This window comes from Leifsonia sp. Y878 (genome assembly GCF_057669685.1).
In genome coordinates, this window is sequence record NZ_JBYHFS010000001.1 from 164,815 (window position 1) to 191,483 (window position 26,669).

Here is a 26,669-nt window from a genome sequence, read left to right on the forward strand (position 1 = left end):
TTCATCGTGCCCAAAATTCTCATCGTCGGTGGCGGCTACGCCGGTTTCTACACCGCTTGGAAGCTTGAGAAGTGGCTGCGCAAGGGGGAGGCTGACGTAACGATCGTCGACCCGCTGCCCTACATGACGTACCAGCCCTTCCTTCCGGAGGTCGCTGCAGGCTCCATCGAGGCGCGTCACGCTGTCGTTGCACACCGTCGTCACCTGAAGAAGACGAACATCGTCACCGCGAAGGTCACCAACGTGAACCACGCGGAGAAGAAGGCGACCATCCAGCCGCCCATCGGCGATGCATACGACTTCGAGTACGACATTGTCGTTGTCACCGCTGGTGCAGTGTCACGCACGTTCCCGATCCCGGGTGTTGCAGACCAGGCCATCGGCCTCAAGACCATTGAAGAGGCAGTCGCCATCCGCGACCGCGTTCTCACCAACTTCGACAAGGCAGCCAACCTGCCTGCCGGCCCAGAGCGCGACCGCCTGCTGACGTTCGTTGTCGTCGGTGGCGGCTTCGCCGGCATCGAGGTCTTCGCAGAGCTGCGTTCATTCGCCAGCGACCTGCTGAAGCGCTACCCGGAGATCAGCTTCGAAGACACCCACTTCCACCTCATTGAGGCAATGGGCCGCATCATGCCAGAGGTGTCGCTGGAGACCAGCAAGTGGGTCATCAACAACCTCGACCAGCGTGGCGCAACGATCCACCTCGACACCCAGCTCACCTCGGCTGTCGACGGCAAGATCGAGCTCTCCACCGGTGAGAGCTTCTACACCGACCTCATCGTGTGGACTGCCGGCGTCATGGCCAACCCCACGATCGTGCGTCACACCGACCTGCCGATCGAAGAGCGCGGTCGCCTCCGCGTGCGCGCCGACCTCCGCGTCGGCACCGACGACGAGATCATCGAGGGCGCATGGGGCGCCGGCGACGTGACCGCAGTTCCCGACCTCAGCGGTGGTGGAGTCGGCGGCTTCTGCGTGCCGAACGCACAGCACGCTGTTCGCCAGGGCAAGCTCATGGCCAAGAACATCGTTGCCGTTCTTCGTGGCGAGGGCCCCAAGGAATACCTGCACAAGAACCTCGGCGCTGTTGCAGGCCTCGGTATTGGTATTGGTGTCTTCCAGTCCGGCAAGTTCGCGCTGAAGGGCTTCCCGGCCTGGGTTGCGCACCGCGGATACCACGGCCTGGCAATGCCGAGCTGGGAGCGCAAGCTTCGCGTCGTCTGGGGCTGGGTGAACAACTTCTTCCTCGGTCGCGACATTGTGTCGATCGCTGCTGTGCAGAACCCGCGCGCCGTGTTCGAAGAGTTCGCATCGCGTCCGAAGCCCCCGGTTGAGGCAGCTCCTGCTGTCGCCGCACCGGTCGCCAAGGCACCCGCAGCGCGCGCATCTACGGCGAAGGCCCCTGCGGCCAAGGCTCCTGCAGCCAAGGCTGCTGCCAAGGCTCCCGTCGAGAAGGCTGTGACCGAGAAGGCCGTCGTGACCGAGAAGGCCGCGACCGTCAAGGCTCCGGCTGCGAAGGCACCGGCTGCTGCCAGGGCTCCGCGCAGGCCTGCAGTCAAGAAGGCTGCAGCACCGGCCACCGACGCTCCGTCGTCTGACTCGGTGTCCGCTTCCTAAGAGACACACCTCCTGAGTAAGGGCTGCGGTCGTTTGACCGCAGCCCTTACGCTTAGGAATTTCTAAGCTCAGGAATTACCCGCCCCCGTAGCCCAATTGGCAGAGGCAGACGACTTAAAATCGTCACAGTCTGGGTTCGAGTCCCAGTGGGGGCACCACTATTTACGCGTGGCACTCGTGGCCGCGGGCGCAGAGCTGGGCATCCGCTCGCTGAGAATCGCCGTTACGCCCGAGAGTCGCCGCTGGAACGGCGACTCTCGGCAGATTCGGCGACTTTCGGCGGATGCAGAGAGCAACGGATGCAGAGAGCATTTACGCCGAGCGCGATCAGCGGATGATAGGGGCGATGTACTTCTGCCAGGCCCAGACACACACGCTGAGAGCTGCAAACCCGATTGCGCTGAACCACACGATGGCTGCGGTTCCGTTCGCGTTGGCCGCGTTGACGGACGGCAGCATCACCAGGAACAACGCGGTGAGAGCGAGCACCGACAGGCCGACCCACACGGGCGGGGACCAGTTCAGCACGCTGCGCCCGCTGGTCCACGCCAGGGGAGCGAGGATCACTGCTGCTGAGCCGATCGATGTGAGCGCCACGATGTTCATGAACTCGGCGGCGAAGGTGCCGACCACGCCGGTCGCCGGCGGCAGGATCGCCAGCGCGACCCAGGAAAGTGCGCCAACGAGGACCAGGCTGATCGTGCGCACAGCTCCAATACGACCACGGGCGATGACGGCGCGGGCTTCGGCGACCGGGTCTGGCAGCGCATCGGCATCCGTTGATGCCAGCCCGACGGTGATGGTGCTGAGCAGCCCGAACAGGAGCGCCGGGTGCAGGTCAAGGAACCGGGAGCCCAGAGCCGCAACCGCGATGAGGATCAGCGACCCTGGCACGAAACGGTAGCTCGCCGGCGTGTTCAGCACGCGGGTACTCCACCACAGCGGCACCGCAACGCTCACGACGTTGACGACGGCGACGCCGAGTACTGAAGCGATGAGCAGTCGCAGGTAGGCCGGCTGGTCGGTGACAGGGCCGGAGAGCACGACAAGCGCCGCAGCGGCCAGCACGGCCGACACCTCCACGAACCACCGGTTGACGTGCAGCGTCGGCGCGGTTTCAAACTCCACTGACGCACGGTTGCGCCCGGCGATGCGGGTCGGCCTCCAGAGCGGCCGTCCGCCCCGCGCACGGGAGATCGTGCCGGCGAGCATCAGGGCAGGGAGAACGACCAGCAGCAGCACGCCGAAGGTGAGCGCTATGGCCTGCAGCCACGGAATGGCCTGCGTGAAGCTGAACGGAACGATGGCCGTGGCGAACCTGGTCGGATCAGTCCAGCTGCCCGGCGGGCGGAACGCGGGCGCTGCCCCTGCCTGTGCATCGCTGTCCGGACGGGGGAGGGGAGTCGCAAACGGGCTGTGGGTGCCAGGGTCCGCCGACTCCGCAGGGGCAGGCGCGGGCGCCGGAACGAGGGGGACGATGGCAGCCGGCGGCTCCGTGCCCGCACCCGCAGACGGGGCTGGCGAAGCGGATGCCGGCGGCGTCGTCGTGTTGGCGAAGGTGAGGGTGACGGCTTCGGAGCCGCTGCTCAGGTTGCCGGCCGCGTCCTGCTGCACGGCGATCACCTTGTATGCTCCTGCAGCGACGCTCGTGGTGCTGCAGGCCCAGCTGCCGGCCGAAACGGTGGTCGTGCACGCCAGGTACGGGCCGGCGTAGACCGAGACCGTTGCGCCGTCTTCTCCCGTGCCAGAGTACGAGCTACCGGCCAGCGCGACGATGGTGCCGGTGGCTGGGCTCAGGATCACGGGGCTGGCCGGGCGTTCCAGGTCGAAATGCACGGTGGTCGCCGCGCTCGTGTTCGATGAGGATGGCGAGCTGAAGTCTGACTTCTGGCTGGCGCTGACCGACTGGTTGCCGCTCGGAACGGACCCGGTGAGTGCGCACGACCAGTTCCCAGCGCTGTCGACCACCGCGTAGCACTGGGCCCCTGTCGCCAGGGTCGCGGAGACTGTTGCCCCCGGGTATCCGGTCCCGCGTACCGTGCCGTTGGACGATGCCTGGCCGGTCGGGCCGCCAACTACAACCGGCGCGCCGAGCACCGCGACAGCGATGGTGGTGCTGAGGCTGGAATCGCCTGACACCACGACGCGGATCGGCACGGCAGATCCGCTGGGCAGGCGCACCTCGTCGCAGCTCCAGGTGCCGGTACCGTCGGCGGCGACGATGCACGACGGTTCTGCGCCATTCGCCACGAAGATCTGAATTTCCTGATCGGCGTCGCGGGTGCCGGAAACACTCGTGGTGCTGCGTCCGATGAAGGTGCCGGCTGTGGGCGCTGTGATGGTCGGGGCGCTGGCGGGCGCATCTGTCGCTGGGGTAGTGGCCGTCGACAAGGGAGTGGCGACGTCGCTCGGAGGAACCGTCTCGGCGTACGCCGGCGAATCGCCAGGGGTGCCGACGAGTATTCCGCCGGCCAACAGGCCGACGACAAGAAGCGCGAAGACTGCAACGGATGCCGCGAGTCGGCCCGGTGCGTGCGTGCGAGGTCGCGAGACAAAGAGACCGCGTTTGATCATGATTGCCACATTCACCCCTCCTCCATTTCACGGGGTAGAACGCGTGAAGTCAACTTCCTGCGCGGCGCGGAGAGTAATCTGCGGGAATCGTTATCGTTCGTTAACCTGCGATAGGGCATACTTGCGACTGGGTCAGATGTCCCACTTCTTCGTGTCGTGAACAGCGTGAGGAGGCCGCGTGCCACGCATCCCCGCACCAGAGCGACGTATCGCGCTGGTTCATGCTGCGTTGACCGTTGTCGCCGAACACGGAGTGGCCGCAGCGACCACGCGCGCGATCGTCGCAGAAGCCGGGATGTCGCTGGCGAGCTTCCACTACGCTTTCGCGTCACGGGACGACATGATGGCCGAGCTCATCCGCTACGTCGTCAGCCAGGAAGAGGTGGCGATCCTCGGTGGGGTCACGGAGCTGCCGGCCGGTGGCAGCATGCGCGACTACATCGCTGCGGGCCTTCGCAACTACCTCGATCTGCTCCGCCGCGACCCACAGCGCGAAAAGGCGATGTTCGAACTCACCCACTTCGCGCTCCGCTCACCGGGTATGACTCCCCTTGCCGAGGAGCAGTACGACCACTACTTCACTCTGGCCGCCGCTGCACTTGAGCAGGCCGCAGAGTGGACCAGCTGCAGCTGGGACCGCCCGGTTGCCGACGTCGCGCGGATCCTCGTCGCGTTGACAGACGGGCTCACCATTGCCTGGCTGGTGAACAGGGATGACGCAGCCGCGGCATCCGTCATTGATTTTGCGGCCGACACGGTTGCTGGATTGTCGAGACACGTATGAGTACGCAGACCGTTGTCGCTGTATTCGCCGAACCAACCAGACGCGTGCCAGGCCGGTGGATCGCAGCATTCGCCTCGGCCTGGCTCGGTATCTGGATGGCGCAGCTCACCCCGGTGCAACTCCTGCTGCCCGCCCAGATCGACGCGCAGCTGCACCCGGAGAACTGGGTGGACAGCGTGGTCGCCTTCGGCATCATCTCCGGGATCGCTGGACTGTGCGCGGTCGTCGCGTACCCGCTGACCGGCGCACTGTCAGACCGCACCACCTCGCGCTTCGGGCGAAGGCGCCCCTGGATCGCCGGCGGCACCGTCGTCTTCGCGCTCTCGCTGCTGGCCCTCGGGGTGCAGGACACCATGGTGGGGATCGGCATCTTCTGGGCGCTGGCGCTCACCGGGTTCTGTGTGCTGACGGCCGCGTTGACGGCGACCATCTCCGACCAGGTGCCCGTCAATCAGCGCGGACTGGTGTCTGGCTGGTTGTCTGCCCCGCAGGCGATCGGCATCATCTTCGGTCTGCTGCTCGTCACCATGCTCTTCACCGGCCAGTTCGCCGGCTACGCGGTCGTCGCGGTGCTGTTGGTGGTGCTCATCGTCCCGTTCCTTTTCCAGCCAGACGCGGTGCTCCGGCCAGACCAGCGTCCGAAGCTCAGCCTGCGGGGAATCCTGGAGAGCCTGTGGATCAGTCCGCGGGCCTATCCAGACTTCGGCTGGACCCTGCTCAGCCGAGTGCTGGTGAACTTCGGGAACGCCTTCGGCACGACAATGCTGCTGTACTTCCTGATGTTCGGGCTCAACGATTCAAACGCCGAAGACGACCTCATCATCCTGACTCTCATTTACATGGTGTTCGTGATCCTCGCCTCCCTGTTCCTCGGTGCGCTCAGCGACAAGCTGGAACGTCGCAAGGCGTTCGTGTTCGTGGCATCCGCCCTGCAGGGTATTGCGGCGCTGATGCTCGCCTTCATCCCCGACCTGACCGTCGCCATGATCGCCGCTGGCATCCTGGGGCTGGGCTACGGATGCTTCCTCTCCGTTGACCAGGCGCTGGCAACCCAGGTGCTGCCAGACCCCGCAGCCAGGGGCAAGGACCTCGGAATCATGAACATCGCCACCGCAGTTCCCCAGGCGATCGCTCCTCTGATCGGAGCGATCACGGTCGCCGCTCTCGGCGGTTTCACCGGGCTCTTCATCCTCGCCGGTGTCTTCGCATTCGCGGGCGCGCTGGCTGTGTCGCGAGTGAAAGGCGTGCGGTAATGCAGATCGACCTGGAGACCGCGCCGCTGGCCCAGCCGTGGCTGATGCCCGAACGCTACTGGTCGCAGATGACGACGGCCACGGCAGATCTCGACACCCCGGTTGCCGCGCTCAACCTCGATGCTCTTCGGTACAACACGCACGACATGCTGCGGAGAGCTACGGGCAAGCCCATCAGGGTGGCGACCAAGTCGCTGCGCGTGCGGAGCATCATCGAACAGATTCTCACGCTTCCCGGCTATGAGGGGGTGCTGGCGTTCACGCTGGCTGAAGCGCTCTGGCTCACCGACACCGTGTCAGACATCGTCGTCGGGTACCCCGGCGCAGAACGGCACGCCACCATGCAGCTGGCGCGCTCGCCGCAGGCCGCCGCCAACATCACCCTCATGGTGGACTCCATCGAGCAGCTCGACTTCATCGACTCGGTCGTGGCACCGGGCGAGCGGGAGACCATCAGGGTCGCCATCGAACTGGACTCGGCCTGGCAGGCGCCGGTGCTTGGTCACCTCGGGGTGCGGCGGTCACCCGTGTACACGCCAGAGCAAGCGGTGTCACTCGCACTCCGGATTGTGGCCAGGCCCGGGTTCGCCCTCGTGGGAATGATGGGCTACGAAGCGCAGATCGCCGGGCGAGGAGACAACCCCATCGGCCGGCCCGTTGAGGGCGGCCTCAACCGGTGGATGCGCAAGCACTCGATCACGGAGCTGGCCGAACGGCGCGGCGCCGCTGTCGCTGCCGTGCGGCAGGTCGCCGACCTCGAGTTCGTGAACGGCGGCGGCACAGGGTCGTTGGAGAGCACGGGGGCCGATGCCTCCGTGACCGACATCGCTGCGGGCAGCGGATTCTTCGGCGGCCACCTGTTCGACAACTACTCCGAATTCCAGCCGGCACCGGCCGCCGCGTTCGCGCTCTCCGTTGTGCGGAAGCCCGCACCAGAAATCGCCACCATGCTCGGCGGCGGCTGGATCGCCTCAGGGCCGCCGCACGCCGACCGCCTGCCGCAGATCGTCTGGCCGCAGGGCCTGGCGATGATGCCCAGAGAGATGGCCGGTGAGGTACAGACGCCGCTGACCGGAGCCGCGGCGAGGCACCTCACCGTGGGTGACCGGGTGTGGCTGCGCCACACCAAATCGGGGGAGCTCAGCGAACGCGTCAACGAATTCGCACTGGTCGATGGCGACCAGCTCATTGGAATCGTTCCGACGTATCGGGGCGAAGGAAAGGCATTCCTGTGACAGCAAATGGCGGAGTGTGGCGCAACTGGGCCCGCACCGAATTGGTGCGACCGAAGCGGGTCGAACGACCGACGAGTGCCGCCGCGGTGCAGCGCGCCGTCACCGCAGCTGGGCGAGGCAATCTTCGCATCAAGGCGGTCGGGGCCGGGCACAGTTTCAGCGGCATCGCGGTGGCCCCCGGCGTGCAACTCGACCTCACCGACCTCACCGGCGTCCTCAGCGTTGACGAGTCGACGCATCGGGTGACGCTCGCCGCCGGAACACGCCTGCACCGGCTGCCGGCTTTGCTCGCGCCATACGGGCTGGCCCTCGCCAATATGGGCGACATCGACCGGCAGACGATCAGCGGCGCCACGTCGACGGGCACCCACGGCACCGGAGGGGAATTCGGCGGGCTCGCCACCCAGATCGTTGCCCTCACCCTTGTCGTCGGCGACGGCTCCCTGCTGCACATCAGCGAGACAGAGAACGCGGAACTGCTCCCGGCCGCACGCCTCGGTCTCGGCTCTCTGGGCATCATCGTCGACGTGACCATCCAGTGTGTTCCCGCCTATCTGTTGCACGCGGTGGAAGCGGCTGAACCCCTTGAGGAGACCCTGGCGTCGTTCCAGGAGCGGGTACTCGCCAACGACCACTTCGAGTTCTACTGGTTCCCGCACACCGAGACCGCGCTCACCAAGACCAATACCCGGCTGCCGATCGGCGCGCAACGCGCACCCCTTGGCCGGGTGTCGCGATGGGTTGACGACGAGGTGCTCGCCAACGGGCTCTACCGTGTCACCTGCGCCGTCGGCACCGTCGTACCGCCTCTCGTTCCCAGCTTCAGCCGCATGGCGGAGAAGCTGAGCGGCAGGCGCGAGTTCACCGACGTCTCTCCCCGGGTCTTCATCACGAATCGCACTGTGCGGTTCCGTGAGATGGAGTACGCCCTGCCCCGCGCGGTGATTCCAGACGCCCTGCGAGAGGTCAAGGCGCTGATTGAGCGTCGCGGGTGGAATGTCTCGTTCCCCATCGAGGTGCGTGCCGCTGCGGCCGATGACGTGTGGATGTCGACGGCGCACGGCAGGGAGACCGGCTACATCGCCGTGCACCGTTACTACCGGGAGGACCACACGGCGTACTTCAGGGACGTCGAGGCGATTATGCGATCGCACGGTGGTCGCCCACACTGGGGAAAGATGCACACTCAGGATGCTGACGCGTTGCGTGAGGTCTACCCCCGCTTCGACGACTTCCTGGCTGTGCGCGATCGGCTCGACCCCGAGCGCCGATTCGCAAACCCCTATTTGGAACGAGTACTCGGTCGATGACCACAACGCCACAGGCCCCAGGTCCACGCAACACGAACAACGGCAGCGTGTCGAAGCGCCAGGCGAGGGCCTGGCAGCACCGCGCGGGTGAACTCGGAGACAGGCTGCCCGCTGGTTTCGTCATGGGTACATCGACGGCGGCATTCCAGATCGAGGGCGGTGCGCGTGATGGCGGTCGGTCTGAGTCGATCTGGGACTGGTTCACCGCCCAGCCTGGTCGCGTGCTCGACGGCAGCAACGCCTCAGTGGCCACCGATCACTACCACCGGTACGCCGAAGACGTGGCGTTGCTCCGCGATCTCGGCGTCGATGCGTACCGGTTCTCGTTTGCCTGGCCTCGCCTGCAACCGGATGGCCGTGGCCGGCTGAATCAGGCCGGCATCGCCTTCTACGACCAGCTTCTCGACGGACTCCTGGCCGCCGGTATCAGCCCGATGGCCACGCTGTTCCACTGGGACACCCCGCTGGCCCTCCGTGGCGGCTGGATGAACCGTGACACGGCTATGCGCTTCGGTGACTATGCGCACAGCGTCGGTGAGGTCTTCGGCGACCGCATCGACTCCTGGATCACCATCAACGAGCCGGCCACCGTGACCCTGAACGGCTACGCACTCGGCCTGCACGCCCCCGGCGATCCGCTGCTCTTCGACGCACTGCCGAGCGCGCACCACCAGCTCCTCGGCCACGGCATTGCGGTGCAGGCGCTCCGCTCTGTCGGGGTCAGCGGCCAGATCGGCATCACCAATGTGCACTCCCCGGTGTTGCCGTACAGCGACCGCGATGAGGATGTCGTCGTCGCCGACCTGTTCGATGCGCTGCACAACCGGATCTTCGCCGACCCAGTGCTGCTTGGACGCTACCCGACCCTGCCAGAGCCGTTCGACGCACTCGGCCGTTTCCTCGATGAGGTCGACCAGGACGACCTGGCCACCATTTCCCAGCCGCTGGATTTCTACGGCCTCAACTACTACATGCCGTCCCGCGTCAAAGCGGCACACGGCAGTGCGGCACGCGGCAGCGCCAGCTCACGCAGCCTGGCGACGCCAGACGGCGAATCCGCGGCCATGGCGGCGCTGCCCTTCAGCCTCGAGCCCTTCCCCGAGTACCCGGTCACCGGATTCGGCTGGCCCATCGCGCCCGAATTCCTCGCCGTGAGCCTGGCGGAGATGAAGGAGCGGTACGGAGATTCGCTGCCCCCTGTTTACATCACAGAGGGCGGCGCAAGCTTTCCAGACGTCGTTGACATCCGGGACAACGTCGACGACCCCGCGCGCATTGACTACCTCGCAGAGCACGTGCTCGCCGCCGTGGACGCCGTGGCTCCCGGCAAGGCAGCGGATGGCGTTGACCTCCGTGGCTACTTCGTGTGGTCGCTGCTCGACAACTTCGAGTGGGCTGCCGGCTACACGCAGCGGTTCGGCCTGGTGCACGTTGACTTCGCCGACCAGAAGCGCACGCCCAAGTCGTCGTATCGCTGGCTGCAGCAGGTGCTGTCCGCGCGCTGACGCAGCGAGCAGGTCAGGGCGTCCGTCGGCGCAGGGTGATCGACCCGAGGATGACGGCGCCCACCACCCAGGCGAGAATGATGAGCAGTTCTCCCGCGATGTATCCGGCATCCTCTGAATTGGTGGCGACGGCCTGCAGCGCGTCGATGGCGTGCGACAGCGGCAGCCAGTCGCTGATCTCCTTCAGGCCAGGCGGCAGCTGGTCGCGCGGCAGAAAGATGCCGCCGAGCAGGATCTGCGGAAAGACCAGCAGCGGCATGAACTGCACAACCTGGAATTCGGTGCGGGCGAAGGCGCTGGCCAGCAGGCCGAGGGTTGTGCCGAGCAGGGCATCCGCTACGGCAACGGCGAACAGGAGCCAGATGGATCCCTCGATCTCCAAGCCGCACACCCAGGTCGCAAAGGCCACGGCAATGGCCGACTGCACGACGGCGAGCAGACCGAAGGCGAGCGTGTAGCCAAGGATCAGGTCTCCCTTGCCGAGCGGCATCGACAGGAGGCGCTCCAGGGTGCCGGTGCGCCGCTCGCGCAGCGTGGTGATGCTGGTGACCAGGAACATCACGATGAACGGGAACAGCGCGATCATCGACGGCCCGATGACCTGGAATGTGTCGGTGTCGGAAAAGATCCACGCCACGAGCCCGATGAGCAGGCTCGGCACGATAAGCAGCAACACGATCGTGCGTGGATCGTGCCTGATCTGGGTGAGGATTCGCCCCGTGGTGGCGAACGTACGCTGCAGGTTCATGACAGATCGCCTTCAGGCGGTCTCGGCCGACGACGGATGAGCGTCAGAAAAGCGCTCTCGACATCCCCTGCCCCTGTTTTCAGCAGGATGCCGGCCGGGGTGTCGTCCGCGAGGATCTCGCCGTCGCGCATCAGCAACAACTGGTCGCAGCGGGTGGCCTCATCCATGACGTGGCTGGAGACGAGGAGACTGGTGCCGGTGGCGGCCAGCCGATGGAACATCGACCACAGTTCGACGCGCAGCACTGGATCGAGTCCGACGGTGGGCTCATCGAGCACCAGCAGGTCTGGCGAACCGAGGAGGGCGCCGGCCAGCGACACCCGGCTGCGCTGCCCTCCTGACAGGGAGCCAACCAGCTGCCCGGTCACGGAGCCGAGGTCGGTCTCGGTGATCACCCGGTCGACGTCGGAGCGGGGAGCCGCGAGCACTGTGCGGAAATACGCCAGGTTCTCGCGCACCGTCAGGTCGTCGTAGATGCTGGGGGACTGCGTGACATACCCGACGCGGCCACGCCGTGACTTGCTGCCCGCTGGCCGGCCAAGCACGGTCACCGTGCCTGACTTCACCACCTGAACGCCAACGATCGCGCGCATCAGCGTCGTCTTGCCACAGCCACTCGGGCCGAGCAACCCAATCACCTGTCCGCTCGGAACGGTGAGCGTCAGACCGTCAAGAACCAGGTTCGAACCGCGTCGCACCGTCAGGTCTGTGACCACCACCGCGGCCGGTCGATCGCTCATATCTGCAGAGCCTACGTCGCCGGTCGGCGGAGAGGTAGGCGGAGAGGTAGGCGGATGCCAGCCTTGACTTAGCTTCGAGTGTGGTGGGAAGCGGATGGGAGGCTCAAGCTGCCCCGTTAGGATAGTGCTGAATACGTCGAGACCACGGTTTCGATCACCCGTTTCGCACAGTACACGTTCGCTCAATCGCAAGGAGACAGCTGCCATGGAATGGCTCATCCCGGTCATCATTGTTGTGGCACTCATCGTCATCGTCGGTATCTACCTGTGGGCGACGTACAACTCCCTGGTCACGCTCAACGTTCGCGTTGAAGAGGCGTGGAGTGACATCACGGTGCAGCTGAAGCGACGGGCTGATCTGATCCCGAACCTCATCGAGGCGGTCAAGGGCTACGCGGCTCATGAGAAGGGCGTCTTCGAAAACGTCACGAAGGCCAGGGCTGAGACCCTGTCCGCACAGGGGCCGGCCGACGCATCCGTCGCTGAGAACCACATGCAGAACGCGCTGAAGAGCATCTTCGCCGTGGCTGAGGCTTACCCGCAGCTGCAGGCGAGCCAGAACTTCCTGCACCTGCAGTCAGAGCTGGTCGACACCGAAGACAAGATCCAGGCGTCGCGCCGGTTCTACAACGGCGGCGTTCGTGAGCTCAACACCAAGATCAAGACGTTCCCGAACAACCTGTTCGCTCGCAACCTCGGCTTCACAGAGCACGACTTCTTCGAGGTCTCCGACTCTGCAGCAATCGCGGAGCCCCCGCGCGTCCAGTTCTAGCGGCGGGCGCAGATGTATAGCGCGATCGCGCGCAACAAGCGCAACACGGTCTTCATCCTGCTGTTCTTCTTCGTCCTGATCGGCGCCCTTGGCTGGCTGGCCCAGGTGGTCTACGGGCCGGGCAGCTACGGAATCATGATCTCGACGATCGTGATCGCCGCACTGTACGCGCTGTTCCAGTACTACATGGCCGGCAAGCAGGCCGTGGCGATGAGCGGCGGGATCAAGCTCGAAAGCCAGGCGGATCACCCGCGATTGTGGCGCACCGTTGAAAACCTGTCGATCACCACCGGAACGCCGATGCCGGAGATCTACATCATCAACGACCCAGCTCCCAACGCTTTTGCGACAGGGCGCGACCCTGAGCACGCCATCGTCGCAGCTACCACTGGTCTGCTCGACATCATGGACGACTCTGAGCTCCAGGGTGTCATGGCTCACGAGCTGGGCCACGTGCAGAACTACGACATCAGGGTCTCCACCATCGTGTTCGGGCTCGTGGTCGCCGTCGGCTTCATCGCCGACATGTTCATGCGCATGGCGTTCTTCGGGCGCAATAACAACAACAGCAACCCCGTGGTGCTGGTGTTCGGTCTCGCCGCGATGATCGTTGCCCCTTTGGTGGCCACGATGGTGCAGCTGGCGGTGTCCCGTCAGCGCGAGTACCTCGCCGACGCCACGAGCGCGATGACGACCAGGCACCCGGATGCACTGGCCAGCGCCCTCGCCAAGCTCGAAGCCTATGGCCGTCCGATGCAAAAGCAGAACACATCGATGTCGCACCTCTGGATCGCCGACCCGCTGAAGCCCGGCCTGGTCGACAAGCTGTTCAGCACCCACCCGCCGATTGCAGAGCGCATCGAACGCCTGCACACGATGGGCCGGAAGTTCTAGCAGCGTAATTCAGCTGCGTAATTCAGTACTGAGGGCCTCGGCCAGGTTGCCGCGCTGCACAACTTCGATATCGGCGAGTCCCTGCCAGGCTGCCGTCTCTCGAAGCACAGCAGCCAGGCGGGCCGCGGTCTCTGGCGGGGCGCCGTCTTCGGCCCAGGCTGCCTGCACGCGCAGCACGCCCGCCTGCCGATCGTTCTTGAGATCGACTCGACCGACGATGGAATCGCCGATCAGGACGGGCAGCACGTAGTAGCCGAAGACCCGCTTCGGAGCCGGGGTGTAGATCTCGATGCGATAGTGGAAGTTGAATATGCGGAGCGCCCTGGCTCGTTCCCAGACCACGGGGTCGAACGGCGAGAGCACTGCCGCGGCATCCATGCGGCGGGGGAGCCTGGCCGCGGAATGCAACCACGCCTGCACCGGCCTGTCGTTCTTTCCCCAGCCGGGCACCGTGACCGGCAGCAGCTCACCGCTGTCTTCGAGATCCCGGATCGCAGCCAGAGCCGGCACGCTCTTCAGCCGGAAGTAGTCGGCGAAGTCGGCGGCTGTTCCGATGCCGTGGGCGAGAGCCGACCTGCGAATGAGCTCGCGGTGGGCATCCGCTGCATTCACGTCCCGATTGAGGATTGCCGCAGGGAAGACCTGTTCTGGCAGGGCATAGACCCGTTCGAAGCGCGTGCGGCCGGCGCTGACGACGTCGCCCCAGCGGAACAGCACTTCCAGCCCGGTCTTGACGTCTGACCATCCCCACCACGGGCCACTGCGCTTGTTGGAGTCGTGCTCGATCTCGCTTGCACGGAGCGGACCCTTCTCCGCGAGTTCGGCACGCAGCCACTCAAGCATCGGCCGGTGTGTACTCGCCCAGGAGTCGGCGTCGACAGACCATTTGTCGCGATAGTGCTGCATCCGCCAGCGGAGGAGTGGCCAGGTGTCGAGCGGCACGAAGGACGCCTCATGCGCCCAGTACTCGGTGAATTTGGCGCCGCCTGACGACGTGCCAGTGCCATACGTGAGTCGGTCGAGCAGCGCCTTGTCGTAGGTGCCGAGTCGGCTGAACGCCGGCATATAGTGGCTGCGCTCGAAGACGTTCACAGAGTCGATTTGCAGGAGCTGCAGCCGGTTCACCAGTGCGTCGAGCTGGCGAACACCGGGCTGGCGATCACCGAGTGCAGGCGTGGTGGGTCGGCCAAAGCCCTGCGCGGCCAGCGCGATGCGCCGTGCCAGCGCGGGCGAAATGCTCTGCGTCGCCGAAATACGCTGCGTCGCCGAAATACGCTTCGTTGCGGGGCGAAACTCCGTTGTCTGTGTCATCGCTTCGAGAGTAGCGCTGACCACTGACGTTCATGTGCCGTTCAGCAGGCGGGCTCCAACTGGATGCCTGTGCTTCCTAACCTCTGATCGACCCGACAACTCGGCATCCAACAGTTCGCTCCACAGCGCGAACGGCCAGGCGTGGGTCTGGAGGAACTGTGATCACCACACGCACCCTGGTCGCGACACTCGCTGCCACTGCTGCACTCGCCCTCACGCTCACAGGATGCGCGAGTGCTACGACTGCATCGAGCGGAGACGGCGTCGATGCAGCATCCGCTACCAGCCTGAGCGCGTTCGGCGATCTGGCCGGGCTAGAGGAAGCCGCCAAAGCCGAAGGCGCACTGAACGTCATCGCATTGCCGCGCAACTGGGCGAACTACGGCGCAGTCCTCGACGCCTTCGCAGAGAAGTACCCTGAGATCACCATCACAGAGGCATCGCCAGACGGATCAAGTGCAGAGGAGATCCAGGCGGCAGAGAACCTCGCCGGCCAGGACACGGCCCCGGACGTCTTCGACCTCGGGCTTGCCGTCGCGCTGTCGAGCACGGATCACTTTGCGCCGTACCAGGTCGCGACGTGGGCCGACATCCCGGATGCCCTGAAGGAAGAGAGCGGCCTCTACGTCGGCGACTACGGCGGATACATGGCCGTTGGCTATGACCCGGATGCAGTTCCGGCACCGACCTCGCTCGATGATCTCCTGGGCGCGAAGTACAAGGGCAAGGTCTCCATCAACGGTGACCCCACCCAGGCCGGTGCGGCATTCGCCGCTGTCGGTCTTGCGACAGTGCAGAGCGGTGGCACAGTCGATGACTTCCAGGACGGTATCGACTTCTTCCAGAAGCTGAATGCGGCGGGAAACCTGGTCAAGATCGACCCGACCACCGCGACCATTGCGTCGGGTGAGACCCCCGTCGTCTTTGACTGGGATTACCTGAACGTCGGCTACGGCGCACAGCTCGATGGTCAGCGCAACTGGGAAGTAGTCGTGTTCCCCGGAACCGGTTACGCCGGGTACTACAACCAGGCCATCAACGTCGACGCCCCGCACCCGGCCGCTGCACGACTCTGGCAGGAGTTCCTCTACAGCGACGACGCGCAGAACCTGTGGCTCGAGGGCGGCGCCCGCCCGGTGCGCGCGGAGGCAATGGCCAAGGCCGGAACCATCGACGCCAAGCTCTTTGATGCTCTCCCCGCTGCTCCGGAGGAGACCGTCGTGCCAACGGCGGCACAGAGCGACGCTGCAGCAACGCTGCTCGGCAACAAGTGGGCGGCGGCTGTCCAGTAAGTCCCGCGATGCGGCAGCAGCCCTCTGGCTGCTGCCGTTCGCGGCCTACGTCGTACTCTTCCTCGCCATCCCGACGCTGATCGCGATCAGCACGGGGTTCTTCGATGCGTCCGGCGCCTTCACCTGGGACACGGTCGCCGCACTGGCCGATCCGCTGATCCTGCAGACCTTCTTCAATTCATTCTGGCTATCGGCATTGACCGCGATCGTCGGTGCGATCACCGGCGCCGTCGCCTGCTACGCCCTGCTCGGATCCGCCCCCGACGGTGCGCTCCGATCAGCTGTTGACTCGCTGAGCGGGGTACTCGCCCAGTTCGGCGGTGTCATGCTCGCGTTCGCCTTCGTGGCGACCATCGGCATCCAGGGCATGGTCACCGTGCTCCTGCGCGACACGATGGGTATCGACATCTACGCCGACGGAGTGTGGCTGTATGAACTACCGGGCCTCATCCTGCCCTACCTGTACTTCCAGGTTCCGCTGATGATCATCACCTTCATGCCGGCGCTGCACGCGTTGAAGCCGCAGTGGGCCGAAGCGAATGCCACCCTGGGCGGCAGCAGGGCCTCATACTGGCTGCGCATCGCATTCCCGGTGCTCGCACCCTCGTTCCTCGGCAGCCTGCTCCTGCTGTTCGCCAACGCGTTCTCCTCGTATGCCACCGCAGCGGCTCTCACCAGCCAGGGCTCGCAGATCGTTCCGCTGCAGATCAGGGCTGCGCTCACGAGTGAGACACTGCTCGGCAGGGAGAACCTCGCCGGGGCGCTCGCGCTCGGCATGGTTATCGTGGTGGCCGTCGTCATGTTCGGTTACTCGGTGCTGACATCACGGGCATCGAGGTGGCAGGGATGAGCCGCACTACGCCGCAGGCACGCCAGCCAGGGCTCGGTATGCGCAACGGCGTCGCGCACGCGCCGACATCGCGCACTCAACGCCTGATCCTCAGTCTGCTCGGACTGGTGTTCGTGATCCCCTTCGTGGCGATGCTCGAATTCACCCTGCGCAAGGGGCTCGGTGGCGGCTACGACTTCTCACGCTGGCAAGCCCTGTTCGGTGGTGGGCTGACGGGGGAGTACCGGCCGGTGCTCACCGCTCTCGGAAACTCCGTGGCGCTGGCCATCGGCACGGTGGCGATCATGCTGCTCATACTCGTGCCGACCATGGTGCTGGTACAGGTGCGGTTCCCTCGCCTGCGACGGGCCCTTGAGATCATCTGCGTGCTGCCGATCAGCATCCCGGCGATCGTGCTCGTGGTCGGCCTGGCGCCGGTCTACTCGGTGGTCTCACGGATGTTCGGCAGCGGTGTGTGGACGCTGGCATTCGCATACGGAATCACGGTGTTGCCGTACGCATACCGGGCGATCCAGTCGAACCTCGATGCGGTCGATGTCAGAACCCTCAGCGAGGCGGCGCAGACGCTTGGTGCAGGGCCGCGCACGGTCTTCCTCTCAGTGCTGTTGCCGAACCTGAAACGCGGCGTCCTGGCTGCGTCGTTCATCGCCGTCGCCGTCGTGCTCGGTGAATTCACAATTGCCTCGCTGCTGAACCGCACCAACCTGCAGACGGCGCTGGTCGTTGTCAGCAAGAACGACCCGTACACCGCCGTGATCCTGTCACTGCTGGCTCTGTTGTTCGCCTTCGTCCTGCTGCTCGTGATCGGACGTCTCGGCGCCATCACTCCCGGCACCAGGCGTGTGTCGCGCACGGCGCGGGTCCGGCGTGCGGCATCCGTTTTCACCATGAAAGGCACCCCATGACCATGCAACGACAGCGTGAAACGCAACACACCGAACCGCGGCGTACGGGAGCGGCCGTGCAGTTTACTGGCGTCGTGAAAGACTTCGCCGGCCACCGGGCGCTGAACGGCGTTGACCTCACGCTGCATTCCGGTGAATTCGTTGCCCTGCTCGGGCCAAGCGGGTGCGGAAAGACCACGGCCCTTCGGGTGCTGGCCGGGTTGGAATCAACGGATGCCGGCACGATCACACTCGACGGCCGCGACGTCTCTCAGCTGCCGAGCAGCAAACGCGACATGGGCATGGTCTTCCAGTCCTATTCGCTGTTCCCCCACCTGAGCGTGGTCAAGAACGTTGAGTTTGGGTTGCGGATGCGCGGGGTTGGCGCCGATGAACGACGTCAACGCGCACGGGAGGCGCTGGCCATGGTCGGTTTGGAAGCGCACGCCGATCGCTACGCCCATCAGCTCTCCGGCGGCCAGCAGCAGCGCGTTGCGCTGGCGCGCGCCCTCGTCACTGAGCCACGCGTCCTGCTGCTTGACGAACCACTGTCTGCGCTGGATGCACAGGTGCGTGTACAGCTGCGGGATGAGATCAAGCGCATCCAGTCTGATCTCGGCATCACGACCCTGTTCGTCACGCACGATCAGGACGAGGCGCTCGCCGTCGCCGACAGGGTCGCGGTGATGAAGGCGGGTGTGATCGAGCAGATCGGAAGCCCCGAGGAACTGTATGCCCGCCCAGCGACGGCTTTCGTCGCTGAATTCGTTGGGCTCAGTAACGCCATCCGCGGCTCGGTCGCACATGGCACGGCCGAGGTCTATGGCGTTCGGCTGCCGCTGTTGGATCCCTCGCAGGATGACGGTGAGTGTGCTGTCTTCGTGCGCCCTGAGGATATCGAGTTGCTGCCGGCAGACGGCGAATATGGCGACGCGGTCGTCAGTGGGGTCGTCAGCGGGATCATCAGCGGGATCGTCACCGCGTCGAGCTTTCATGGATCGCTGCGGCGCACGACTGTCGCCATGAACGACGGCCAGCACGTGCTCGTGCAACACGACGTGAGAACCGTTCCGACGGTGGGTGAGCTCGCCCACCTCCGACTTCGGGGCAACCCGGTGTCTGTGCGTCTCAGCAGCTGAACGGAGCAAGCAGCTGAACGGAGCAAGGAGCTGAACGGAGTATGGCCACCACAGTTCTAGACTGAGCACGTGACGGATTCCACGGGAACCAACGGCGGCACAGCGCGCTCCAAGGGAGAACCTGTGCCTGAGACCGTCGAGGAGTCCATGCCGAAGGGCGTGCGTCTGGCCGGCGCGTGGTCGTGGCGGCTGCTCGTTATCGCCGCCGCCATTGCCGTTTTCATCTACCTCGTCATCCAGCTGCGGCTCATTGTCATTCCCGTGCTGGTTGCCGTGCTGCTCTCTGCCCTGCTCGTTCCGCTCGTTACATTCCTGACGCGGCATAAATGGCCAAAGGGTCTCGCTGTCGCGACAGCATTGATCTTGACGATTGCCGTGGTCGCCGGTCTGATCACCCTGGCTGCCACCCAGATCGCCAGCGGATCCGTGGGGCTCACGTCCCGGCTCCAGTCCTCGTATGTGAGCCTGAGGGATGCGCTGCTTGCGCCGCCGTTCCAATTCTCCGAATCCCAGCTCAACGGTTTCGTCAGCCAAATATGGGATGCGATCCAGGCCGATAGCCAGGTCTTCATCAGTGGCGCACTGTCGGTGGGCTCGTCGCTTGGGCACTTCCTGGCCGGCTTGCTGCTCACTCTGTTCAGTCTCCTGTTCATCCTCATTGACGGTAAAGGCATTTGGGGCTGGATCGTCCGGATCTTCCCCAAGCGTGCACGAGTCGCCCTCGATGGCGCAGGGCGGGCAGGCTGGGAGACACTGGGCAACTTCGTCAGGGTGCAGATTCTCGTGGCCTCCATCGATGCCGTTGGCATCGGGGTCGGCGCCGCGCTCCTTGGTGTTCCGATGGCCATTCCGATCGGCATACTCGTCTTCCTCGGCGCTTTTATTCCGATTGTCGGTGCCGTCGCGACGGGGGCAATCGCGGTGGTCATCGCCCTTATCTTCAACAACTGGATAGTCGCGCTGGCAATGCTCGGGGTGGTACTGCTGGTGCAGCAGGTGGAGGGTCACGTGTTGCAGCCGCTCATCATGGGCACCGCCGTCAAGGTGCACCCGCTGGCGGTCGTGCTCGTCGTAGCTGCAGGGTCGTTGCTGGCCGGCATCCCAGGCGCCCTGTTCGCGGTCCCTGTCGCCGCCGTGCTGAACGTGATGATCAACTACATCGCAAGCGGGGTCTGGCGAGGCGATGCCCCCTTGTCGAGCGGACTGCCACAATCCAACCTCTGGCAAACGGTGCCGCAACAACCACCCCGGTACCGCCGCCGCGTGCTCGTGTCGAAGCCTGACCAGAAGTCACCTCCCGCCACCTCCGCTGCCACATCCCCCGATTCATCGCCCAGTGAGGGCGCCGCCGATACAGAGAGAACCACGAATGACTGAAACCCACGTCGCCGGTCCGTCACTTGCCGAGATCGAAGCCGCCCGCGACATTGTGGGCCAAGTGGCACAGGTGACGCCCATGGAAAGCTCGCGGTACCTCGAAGAGGTGCTCGGGATGCCGGTCTTCCTGAAATGCGAGAACCTGCAGCGAACGGGGTCATACAAGATTCGTGGGGCGTACAACCGGCTCTCCAAGCTCACCGCAGCCGAGCGCGCACAGGGCGTCGTGGCGGCATCAGCCGGAAACCACGCCCAGGGCGTGGCCTTCGCCGCGCGGGAGCTGGGCATCAAGGCCACGATCTTCATGCCGATCGGCGTCGCGCTGCCCAAGTTGCAGGCGACGCGTGACTACGGCGCAGACGTGATGCTGCGTGGGCACACGGTAACCGAGCCGTTGCTGGCAGCCGCTGAATTCGCCGCAGAGACCGGCGCAATCCTCATCCCACCGTTCGACCACGAGGATGTCGTCGTCGGCCAGGGCACGTTGGGCCTGGAGATCCTCGACCAGGTGCCAGACGTCGAAACAGTAATCGTGCCGATCGGTGGCGGCGGATTGATCTCCGGCGTGGCCAGCGCCGTGAAGCAACGGGCGGCCCGCGAGGGACGCGAGATTCGTGTGATTGGCGTCCAGTCGGAGCACGCTGCCCCGTATCCGGTGTCGATCGCCGCGGGGGTCTTGACGGAGATCGTCATCCAGCCGACGATCGCTGACGGTATCGCCGTTGCCAAGCCTGGCGTGCTGAACTTCGCCATCATCCGCGAGCTCGTCGATGAGATCGTCACGGTGAGTGAAGACGACATTGCGCGTGCACTGCTCGTGCTGCTCGAGCGCGCGAAGCTTGTGGTCGAACCCGCCGGCGCCGTTGGCGTTGCCGCAATCCTTGCGGGCAAGATCGCCCCGACAGGGCGGACGGTGGCCATCCTCTCTGGCGGCAACATCGACCCGTTGCTCATGCAGCGCGTGATCAGCCACGGCCTCGCTGCCTCCGACCGGTACTTGACGCTCCGCATCATGCTGCCTGACCGCCCCGGCCAGCTCGCCCGCATCTCAGAGCTGCTTGCCCAGGCGCGCGCCAATGTCATCGAGGTACTGCACACCCGTCATGGCGTCGGTATCCAGTTGAGCGAAGTTGAGATCGACATCAGCGTCGAGACCCGCGGGACAGAACATCGTGAGCAGGTCGTCGAGCTCTTGCGTTCGGCGGGCTACGACCCGCGTTTCTCCTAAATCATCACGCGTCAGCACGCTTAACCAGAACTGCGGTTGTCCTGCCTGAATGATTCAGGTGGGACAACCGCAGTGTGCGTGGTGAAGCGACGTTTTAGGCGCCTGTACTTTTAGGCGCCGGTGAAGGTCTCGACCTCAGAGATCACAACGGTGATCTCCTTGCCGTTCGGAGCCGTGTAGCTGGTGGACGCACCGACGGCGAGGCCGATGATCGCAGCGCCGAGCGGGCTCTGCTCGCTGTAGACGTCCAGGTCGCTGTTGCCGGCGATCTCACGGCTGCCCAGGAGGAAGCGGGTCTCGTCTCCGGCGATGGTGGCCGTGATGACCGTTCCTGGCTGTACGACGCCGTGGCTTTCGGGCGCGCTGCCGACCTCAGCGTTTCGCAGCAGCAGCGTGAGGGTGCGGATGCGGGCCTCGATCTTGCCCTGTTCATCCTTCGCGGCGTGGTAGCCGCTGTTCTCCTTGAGGTCGCCCTCTTCTCGCGCTGACTCGATCTTCTTCGTGATGTCATCACGTCCGGTCGTGCTGAGAGTTTCCAGTTCCGTCTCGAGACGCTTGTAGGCCTCTTCGGTGAGCCAGGTGACTGTCGTGTCGGTAGCCATGGATATTCTCCTCTGCTTCTTCGTACCAGATTGGTGCTTCGCCCCAGATTGGTTCTGCTCATGATGAACAGCGTCCAGAGATACAGTCGACGCCCCGACGATGATCGTCGAGGCGAATACAACAGTCTAGGTCAGCCAGCAGCGGTAAATCAATCCAGTGTTCGCGAGTTCGCTGGTGCGCACGACCTCGGTGAATGAGCGAGTGTAGGTGTCTGAGGGGGGAACGTCGATGATCTTCCAGCCGATGACGGTGAAGCTCTCGTTCAGAGACTGGACGGCACACGCCGTGGCCGTGCCGCTCGGCACGGAGAGCTCGAACGTGATGCTGACGGCTGAATCGTCGATGATTGTGTAGCCGATGTCGCGGGTCTCGATCTGGGGACCGGATGCGTCCAGTCCTGCCCAGACAACCCAGGCGACCAGGATGACGGCGAATACCCCGCCGACGAGCCAGTACAGGCGTCGGTCACGCTTCATCCGTTGCTTCGAGCGCCCATAGCGAGACTCGAGTTCGGCGTTCTCACTCACTCAGGACTCCACACTCATGTTCAACGATTAGGCTTGCTCTCAAGATTAGCTGGCATTCCTGAGGAGTTACGTGACACTGCGTCTATTGGCGGTGCACGCCCATCCCGACGACGAGTCGAGTAAGGGCGCTGCGACCTATGCCTCATATCGAAGCAAGGGCGCTGAAGTGCTGATTGTGAGCTGCACGGGCGGTGAACGCGGCAGCATCCTGAATGAGGCCGTCCCGAATCGGGCATTGGCCGAGCGGGATCTGCCCGGCCTTCGCCGACTCGAAATGGCCGAAGCGCAGCGCATCCTCGGAGTCGAGCACCGCTGGCTGGGCTATCAGGATTCCGGCATGAACGACGACGGCTCAGTGCCGCCCAATTCCTTCGCCGACATCCCTGTCAAGATTTCCGCCGAGCCACTGGTGCGCATCATCCGCGAGTTCAAGCCACAGGTGCTGATCACGTATGACGAGAAGGGTGGCTATCCGCACCCCGATCACATTCGCACCCACGACGTGTCGATGGCTGCCTACCGGGCGGCAGCGGATGCGACGGCCTACCCAGACGCCGGCGAACCGTGGCAGATCGACAAGTTGTACTACGACCGCATCTTCAACTTGCAGCGCGTCGACGCGATGTACCTGGAACTCAGCGCCACCGAGCCGGATTCGGAACTCCTCGAGCCGCTGGGGGAGGCCAGGGACTGGATGAAGGACTACCCGCACACTGCGACCACCCACATCCCGGTCGGCGACTTCCTGGAGGTGCGAGACGCAGCGCTGCGCGCCCACGCCAGCCAGGTCGCCCCTGACAGCGGTTTCTTCTTCTGGCCCAACTGGCTCGTTCGCAAAGCCTGGCCCTATGAAGATTTTCAACTCATCGAATCGAAAGTGACATCCATCGTGCCTGAATCAGACCTTTTCGCCGGCGTACGGGATGACGCATGAGCCCGCTTCTTGGCTTCATCGCGGCGACAACCCCTCCGCCGGAGTTCAACCCTGACACGGTCACACCGGGTCCTGGCGGCTTCTTCCTGTTCTTCTTTGTCGTTGTCGCTGTCGTGCTCCTCGCGATCGACATGATTCGCCGCATTCGCCGCACCAACTACCGCGCTGAGATTTCGGCACGCCTTGAGGCTGAGTTGGCCGAGAAGAACGCGAACAAGCCCGACAAGGGCTAGCTGTCGATTACGGCCAGCGCTCGACTAGGGATAGAGCGGGTGGGTGGCGATGATCAGGATCGCGACCCAGTGGCACAGGAACGCCAGAACCGTGAGGCTGTGGAAGATCTCATGGAACCCGAACACGCCAGGAACGGGGTTCGGCTTCTTGAGACCGTAGACGACGGCGCCAATCGTGTAGAAGAGGCCTCCGACCAGGATGAGCGTCATCATCGCGGCGTTGGCCTGGAAGAAGTCGACGATGTACATGAGCGAGCCCCAGCCAAGCAGCACGTACAGCGGAACGTAGAGCCAGCGCGGGGCGCCGATCCAGAACACGCGGAACGCGATCCCCAGGATCGCGCCGGCCCAGACCAGCGTCAGCAGCAGGGTCGACTTCTCAGGCGGCAGGGCGAGCACGGCGATGGGCGTGTACGAGCCGGCGATGAGCAGGAAGATGTTGGCGTGGTCGATCCGCTTCAGGATGAGCTTCGTCCGTGGCGACCAGTTGAAGCGGTGATACAGCGCTGAATTGCCGAACAGCAGCATCGACGTCGCGACGAAGACGGCGCTCGACCATTTCGCGGCAGGCCCATCGGCGACGATGAGCAGGATGACACCGGTGACGACTGTCACGGGGAAGGTTCCAGCGTGAATCCACCCGCGCCAGGTGGGCTTCACATCGGCCTGACTGAGGTCGTCTGCCTCGTGCAGAGGCAGTGCTGGAATATCGCGCTCTGTGCTCATAGAGCAAGACTACGACAGCAGCATCCGCCACTGTGTGCGCGGAAGGAGCCGAATGGGGCTACCGTAAATACGTGCAGAAGCGGCAAATACCTCTCGGGCGTGGTCTCCTCTACGAGGTGTACCAGCGCCGTATTCGTCGCGGCCTGACACCGGATGTCGTGCCACGGCACGTCGCCATGATCATTGACGGCAATCGACGCTGGGCCAAGCAGCTCGGCTACGATTCCGTGTCGCACGGTCATCGCGCCGGTGCCGCGAAGATGCGCGAGTTTCTGGAGTGGTGCGACGACCTCGGCATCTCCGTCGTCACGCTCTACCTGCTCTCGTACGACAACCTCTTGCAGCGCGACAGCGACGAACTGTCTGACCTGTTTGAGATCATTGCCGACCTCGCAGAAGACCTCTCCCACTATCGCAACTGGCGCGTGCAGCACGTTGGTTCGAAGAAGGGGCTGCCTGAACCGCTGGTGCAGGCACTCAACGCCGCAGAGGCCCGCACGGCAGGCAACAAGGGGCTCCACATCAACCTGGCCGTCGGGTACGGCGGTCGTGCAGAGATAACGGATGCCATGCGCAGTATCGTGGCGTCCCACCACGCAGACGGCGGCACGCTGGAAGACCTCGCGGAGACGCTCACGCCAGAGTTGATCGGCAAGCATCTCTACACGGGAGGCCAGCCGGATCCTGATCTGGTCATCCGTACGTCTGGGGAGCAGCGGCTGAGTGACTTCATGCTGTGGCAGAGCGCGCACAGCGAGTTCTACTTTGTGGAGGCACTCGGGCCTGATCTGCGCCAGGTCGACTTCCTGCGCGCACTGCGCGATTACGCGCGCAGGCACCGCCGCTACGGCGGCTAGCACCTGCGTTGGCACGGGGCTCTCTGTAAGAAAACGGGCTCTCTGTAAGAATGAGTGCGGAGAGGTTGGGCAGGATGACATCAACGCAGCAGTACATTGACGGCTTTACTGAAGAGCCGGGCTATCTCGACTACGGGCGGGTCGGCCCGCTGTCGGCTGCGGTCGTCGCTGAGGACAGAGCGCAAACCGATGTGCTTGCGCGCGCCAGGTTCGGCAGTCTCGACAATCTCTTCCGACAGAACGTGCGCCTCGAGAACGCCGTTGCGGCCGTCACCGGGTTCCGTGCAGACCAGGTCGTCGCCCAGCCCAATGCCAGCTCAGGGCTCATGCACGCCATGTTCGGTCTCACCGGCGGCGTACTGCTGTCTCTTGCTGACTTTCCCAGCGTGCCGTTCGCGGCGATGCGCGCCGCAGAATCGCTGCACGTGCTCACCCCGACCTGGCTGCAGACCGACCACGGCCGGGTCACACCGGGCGAAATTAAAGACCAGCTGGGGTCGAGCATCACCGCTGTCGCAGTGTGTTTGGTCGATTCCCGTACCGGCTATCTCGCAGACCTTGAGGGCATCAGGCAGGTCATCGGCGACCGGCTGCTGATCGTCGATGCGATCCAGGGGTTCGGCGTCGTCGACGCGCCATTCGAGCTCGCGGATGTCGTGGTGTCCGGCGGTCAGAAATGGGTCCGTTCCGGCTGGGGCACGGGGTTCCTTGCCCTCAGCGACCGCGCCACTGAGCAGCTGACACCGGTGTTCTCCGGATTCAACGCCAGCAGCGTCGAAGATCCGTGGGACGAGGTGCCGCCGCCCGCCAACGGCGCGAAGGCTTTCCAGGTCAGCAATGGCGACGCCATCGCCCAGGCACGCTTCTCCACCGCACTGGAAGAGATCGAGTCGGTCGGCGTCCAGGCGATCGCCGCTGTGATCGCTGACACGGTGACCCAGGTCATCGACCTGGCCGATGAGTTCGGGATTCCCGTTGTCTCATCGAGGGACTTGCGTGAGCGCGCCGGAATCGTAGTGCTCGAGCCGCCGGCTGAGCACCTCACGCTGCTGGTCGCCTCGCTGCACAACCATGGCATCAACGTCACGTCCCGGTTCGGCGCTGTGCGCCTCTCCGTGCACGCCGGCACGTCGCGCGAGACCCTGGAGATGCTGCGGAGCGCGCTGATGTCGTTCTCGTCGGCCGTGACCTACTAACGGTTCATGCCGTGAATGTGAATCTCTTGTTGCGGTTGGCGTGTCGCTCTCGACATTCCGGGCCCGCGGCTTTAGCGTCG

Annotated in this window: 25 protein-coding genes and 1 tRNA gene; 19 read left to right on the plus strand and 7 right to left on the minus strand. The window is 64.7% G+C overall.

The features are described 5' to 3' along the window. Positions 1-6 precede the first annotated feature (6 nt). Positions 7-1,617 (plus strand): NAD(P)/FAD-dependent oxidoreductase, encoded by a 1,611-nt coding sequence (locus AC25Y4_RS00710; protein ID WP_488118454.1) that lies wholly within the window; start codon positions 7-9, stop codon positions 1,615-1,617. 81 nt (positions 1,618-1,698) lie between these two features. Beyond that, positions 1,699-1,775, plus strand: a tRNA-Leu gene (locus AC25Y4_RS00715). 169 nt (positions 1,776-1,944) lie between these two features. Here the strand turns inward: AC25Y4_RS00715 and AC25Y4_RS00720 are convergent. Continuing rightward, positions 1,945-4,200 carry a hypothetical protein gene (locus tag AC25Y4_RS00720; RefSeq protein WP_488118455.1) on the minus strand — a complete coding sequence of 752 codons (2,256 nt, stop codon included), beginning with the start codon at positions 4,198-4,200 and terminating at the stop codon, positions 1,945-1,947. 169 nt (positions 4,201-4,369) lie between these two features. On the opposite strand from AC25Y4_RS00720, the gene AC25Y4_RS00725 reads away from it, so the two are divergent. The 5 genes from AC25Y4_RS00725 to AC25Y4_RS00745 are packed head-to-tail and all read left to right on the plus strand — an operon-like array spanning position 4,370 to position 10,278. Continuing rightward, positions 4,370-4,975: a TetR/AcrR family transcriptional regulator gene (locus AC25Y4_RS00725; RefSeq protein ID WP_488118456.1), complete on the plus strand. Its 606-nt coding sequence runs from the start codon at positions 4,370-4,372 to the stop codon at positions 4,973-4,975. Beyond that, positions 4,972-6,228 (plus strand): MFS transporter, encoded by a 1,257-nt coding sequence (locus tag AC25Y4_RS00730; RefSeq protein ID WP_488118457.1) that lies wholly within the window; start codon positions 4,972-4,974, stop codon positions 6,226-6,228. Before AC25Y4_RS00725 ends, AC25Y4_RS00730 begins: the two co-directional genes overlap by 4 nt. Next, on the plus strand, positions 6,228-7,463 hold the full coding sequence (locus AC25Y4_RS00735; protein ID WP_488118458.1) for an alanine racemase: 1,236 nt from the start codon (positions 6,228-6,230) through the stop codon (positions 7,461-7,463). Before AC25Y4_RS00730 ends, AC25Y4_RS00735 begins: the two co-directional genes overlap by 1 nt. Beyond that, positions 7,460-8,773, plus strand: a complete 1,314-nt coding sequence (locus tag AC25Y4_RS00740) for a D-arabinono-1,4-lactone oxidase (RefSeq protein WP_488118459.1) — start codon at positions 7,460-7,462, stop codon at positions 8,771-8,773. Before AC25Y4_RS00735 ends, AC25Y4_RS00740 begins: the two co-directional genes overlap by 4 nt. After that, positions 8,770-10,278 (plus strand): glycoside hydrolase family 1 protein, encoded by a 1,509-nt coding sequence (locus AC25Y4_RS00745; protein ID WP_488118460.1) that lies wholly within the window; start codon positions 8,770-8,772, stop codon positions 10,276-10,278. Before AC25Y4_RS00740 ends, AC25Y4_RS00745 begins: the two co-directional genes overlap by 4 nt. Before the next feature lie 13 nt (positions 10,279-10,291). Here the strand turns inward: AC25Y4_RS00745 and AC25Y4_RS00750 are convergent, their stop codons facing one another. Further along, positions 10,292-11,026, minus strand: coding sequence for an ABC transporter permease (locus AC25Y4_RS00750; protein ID WP_488118461.1), 735 nt, complete (start codon positions 11,024-11,026; stop codon positions 10,292-10,294). After that, the gene (locus tag AC25Y4_RS00755; RefSeq protein WP_488118462.1) at positions 11,023-11,766 is read right to left on the minus strand and encodes an ABC transporter ATP-binding protein; all 744 of its coding nucleotides are present in this window, start codon (positions 11,764-11,766) and stop codon (positions 11,023-11,025) included. Before AC25Y4_RS00755 ends, AC25Y4_RS00750 begins: the two co-directional genes overlap by 4 nt. 205 nt (positions 11,767-11,971) lie before the next feature. On the opposite strand from AC25Y4_RS00755, the gene AC25Y4_RS00760 reads away from it, so the two are divergent. Next, positions 11,972-12,538, plus strand: coding sequence for a LemA family protein (locus tag AC25Y4_RS00760; RefSeq protein WP_488118463.1), 567 nt, complete (start codon positions 11,972-11,974; stop codon positions 12,536-12,538). 12 nt (positions 12,539-12,550) lie between these two features. Further along, positions 12,551-13,432, plus strand: a complete 882-nt coding sequence (locus AC25Y4_RS00765) for a M48 family metalloprotease (RefSeq protein WP_488118464.1) — start codon at positions 12,551-12,553, stop codon at positions 13,430-13,432. A gap of 9 nt (positions 13,433-13,441) precedes the next feature. On the opposite strand, the gene AC25Y4_RS00770 is transcribed toward AC25Y4_RS00765, so the two are convergent. Then, positions 13,442-14,743: a winged helix-turn-helix domain-containing protein gene (locus AC25Y4_RS00770; RefSeq protein ID WP_488118465.1), complete on the minus strand. Its 1,302-nt coding sequence runs from the start codon at positions 14,741-14,743 to the stop codon at positions 13,442-13,444. Between the two features lie 158 nt (positions 14,744-14,901). Here AC25Y4_RS00770 and AC25Y4_RS00775 point away from each other — a divergent pair, with 158 nt between their 5' ends. The 6 genes from AC25Y4_RS00775 to ilvA all read left to right on the plus strand — a co-directional run bounded on the left by AC25Y4_RS00775 (position 14,902) and on the right by ilvA (position 21,513). Beyond that, positions 14,902-16,035: an ABC transporter substrate-binding protein gene (locus tag AC25Y4_RS00775; RefSeq protein WP_488118466.1), complete on the plus strand. Its 1,134-nt coding sequence runs from the start codon at positions 14,902-14,904 to the stop codon at positions 16,033-16,035. After that, entirely contained in the window at positions 15,932-16,885 is a 954-nt protein-coding gene (locus tag AC25Y4_RS00780; protein ID WP_488118467.1) for an ABC transporter permease, read from the plus strand. The genes AC25Y4_RS00775 and AC25Y4_RS00780 overlap by 104 nt, the downstream gene beginning before the upstream one ends. Further along, entirely contained in the window at positions 16,882-17,790 is a 909-nt protein-coding gene (locus tag AC25Y4_RS00785; protein ID WP_488118468.1) for an ABC transporter permease, read from the plus strand. Before AC25Y4_RS00780 ends, AC25Y4_RS00785 begins: the two co-directional genes overlap by 4 nt. 2 nt (positions 17,791-17,792) lie before the next feature. Further along, on the plus strand, positions 17,793-18,908 hold the full coding sequence (locus AC25Y4_RS00790) for an ABC transporter ATP-binding protein (protein ID WP_488119498.1): 1,116 nt from the start codon (positions 17,793-17,795) through the stop codon (positions 18,906-18,908). A 69-nt stretch (positions 18,909-18,977) separates the two neighbouring features. Continuing rightward, entirely contained in the window at positions 18,978-20,285 is a 1,308-nt protein-coding gene (locus tag AC25Y4_RS00795) for an AI-2E family transporter (protein ID WP_488118469.1), read from the plus strand. Then, positions 20,278-21,513, plus strand: coding sequence for a threonine ammonia-lyase (ilvA, locus tag AC25Y4_RS00800; RefSeq protein WP_488118470.1), 1,236 nt, complete (start codon positions 20,278-20,280; stop codon positions 21,511-21,513). The genes AC25Y4_RS00795 and ilvA overlap by 8 nt, the downstream gene beginning before the upstream one ends. A 110-nt stretch (positions 21,514-21,623) precedes the next feature. Here ilvA and greA read toward each other — a convergent pair whose 3' ends face one another. Both greA and AC25Y4_RS00810 read right to left on the minus strand, forming a co-directional pair. Beyond that, positions 21,624-22,115 carry a transcription elongation factor GreA gene (gene greA, locus AC25Y4_RS00805; protein WP_488118471.1) on the minus strand — a complete coding sequence of 164 codons (492 nt, stop codon included), beginning with the start codon at positions 22,113-22,115 and terminating at the stop codon, positions 21,624-21,626. Between the two features lie 126 nt (positions 22,116-22,241). Further along, entirely contained in the window at positions 22,242-22,643 is a 402-nt protein-coding gene (locus AC25Y4_RS00810; protein WP_488118472.1) for a DUF4307 domain-containing protein, read from the minus strand. 70 nt (positions 22,644-22,713) lie between these two features. Here AC25Y4_RS00810 and mca point away from each other — a divergent pair, with 70 nt between their 5' ends. Both mca and AC25Y4_RS00820 read left to right on the plus strand, forming a co-directional pair. After that, complete coding sequence (gene mca / locus AC25Y4_RS00815; protein WP_488118473.1) at positions 22,714-23,577, plus strand: mycothiol conjugate amidase Mca; 864 nt, start codon at positions 22,714-22,716, stop codon at positions 23,575-23,577. Further along, entirely contained in the window at positions 23,574-23,810 is a 237-nt protein-coding gene (locus AC25Y4_RS00820) for a hypothetical protein (protein ID WP_488118474.1), read from the plus strand. Before mca ends, AC25Y4_RS00820 begins: the two co-directional genes overlap by 4 nt. 24 nt (positions 23,811-23,834) lie before the next feature. Here the strand turns inward: AC25Y4_RS00820 and trhA are convergent, their stop codons facing one another. Continuing rightward, on the minus strand, positions 23,835-24,536 hold the full coding sequence (gene trhA / locus AC25Y4_RS00825; protein ID WP_488118475.1) for a PAQR family membrane homeostasis protein TrhA: 702 nt from the start codon (positions 24,534-24,536) through the stop codon (positions 23,835-23,837). Positions 24,537-24,607: 71 nt separating this feature from the next. Here trhA and AC25Y4_RS00830 point away from each other — a divergent pair, with 71 nt between their 5' ends. Both AC25Y4_RS00830 and AC25Y4_RS00835 read left to right on the plus strand, forming a co-directional pair. Then, positions 24,608-25,393 carry an isoprenyl transferase gene (locus tag AC25Y4_RS00830; RefSeq protein WP_488118476.1) on the plus strand — a complete coding sequence of 262 codons (786 nt, stop codon included), beginning with the start codon at positions 24,608-24,610 and terminating at the stop codon, positions 25,391-25,393. Positions 25,394-25,467: 74 nt separating this feature from the next. Further along, complete coding sequence (locus AC25Y4_RS00835; protein ID WP_488118477.1) at positions 25,468-26,589, plus strand: aminotransferase class V-fold PLP-dependent enzyme; 1,122 nt, start codon at positions 25,468-25,470, stop codon at positions 26,587-26,589. The last annotated feature ends 80 nt before the right edge of the window (positions 26,590-26,669 follow it).

Excerpts from the sequence above, each read along its gene's own strand:
- AC25Y4_RS00780 (WP_488118467.1), top strand. The coding sequence starts at position 15,932 with ATGCTCTCCCCGCTGCTCCGGAGGAGACCGTCGTGCCAACGGCGGCAC.
- AC25Y4_RS00750 (WP_488118461.1), bottom strand. The coding sequence starts at position 11,026 with ATGAACCTGCAGCGTACGTTCGCCACCACGGGGCGAATCCTCACCCAG.
- AC25Y4_RS00735 (WP_488118458.1), top strand. The coding sequence starts at position 6,228 with ATGCAGATCGACCTGGAGACCGCGCCGCTGGCCCAGCCGTGGCTGATG.
- AC25Y4_RS00745 (WP_488118460.1), top strand. The coding sequence starts at position 8,770 with ATGACCACAACGCCACAGGCCCCAGGTCCACGCAACACGAACAACGGC.
- AC25Y4_RS00760 (WP_488118463.1), top strand. The coding sequence starts at position 11,972 with ATGGAATGGCTCATCCCGGTCATCATTGTTGTGGCACTCATCGTCATC.
- AC25Y4_RS00820 (WP_488118474.1), top strand. The coding sequence starts at position 23,574 with ATGAGCCCGCTTCTTGGCTTCATCGCGGCGACAACCCCTCCGCCGGAG.
- ilvA (WP_488118470.1), top strand. The coding sequence starts at position 20,278 with ATGACTGAAACCCACGTCGCCGGTCCGTCACTTGCCGAGATCGAAGCC.
- AC25Y4_RS00770 (WP_488118465.1), bottom strand. The coding sequence starts at position 14,743 with ATGACACAGACAACGGAGTTTCGCCCCGCAACGAAGCGTATTTCGGCG.
- greA (WP_488118471.1), bottom strand. The coding sequence starts at position 22,115 with ATGGCTACCGACACGACAGTCACCTGGCTCACCGAAGAGGCCTACAAG.
- AC25Y4_RS00755 (WP_488118462.1), bottom strand. The coding sequence starts at position 11,766 with ATGAGCGATCGACCGGCCGCGGTGGTGGTCACAGACCTGACGGTGCGA.
- AC25Y4_RS00785 (WP_488118468.1), top strand. The coding sequence starts at position 16,882 with ATGAGCCGCACTACGCCGCAGGCACGCCAGCCAGGGCTCGGTATGCGC.
- AC25Y4_RS00765 (WP_488118464.1), top strand. The coding sequence starts at position 12,551 with ATGTATAGCGCGATCGCGCGCAACAAGCGCAACACGGTCTTCATCCTG.
- AC25Y4_RS00730 (WP_488118457.1), top strand. The coding sequence starts at position 4,972 with ATGAGTACGCAGACCGTTGTCGCTGTATTCGCCGAACCAACCAGACGC.
- AC25Y4_RS00835 (WP_488118477.1), top strand. The coding sequence starts at position 25,468 with ATGACATCAACGCAGCAGTACATTGACGGCTTTACTGAAGAGCCGGGC.
- AC25Y4_RS00790 (WP_488119498.1), top strand. The coding sequence starts at position 17,793 with ATGCAACGACAGCGTGAAACGCAACACACCGAACCGCGGCGTACGGGA.
- trhA (WP_488118475.1), bottom strand. The coding sequence starts at position 24,536 with ATGAGCACAGAGCGCGATATTCCAGCACTGCCTCTGCACGAGGCAGAC.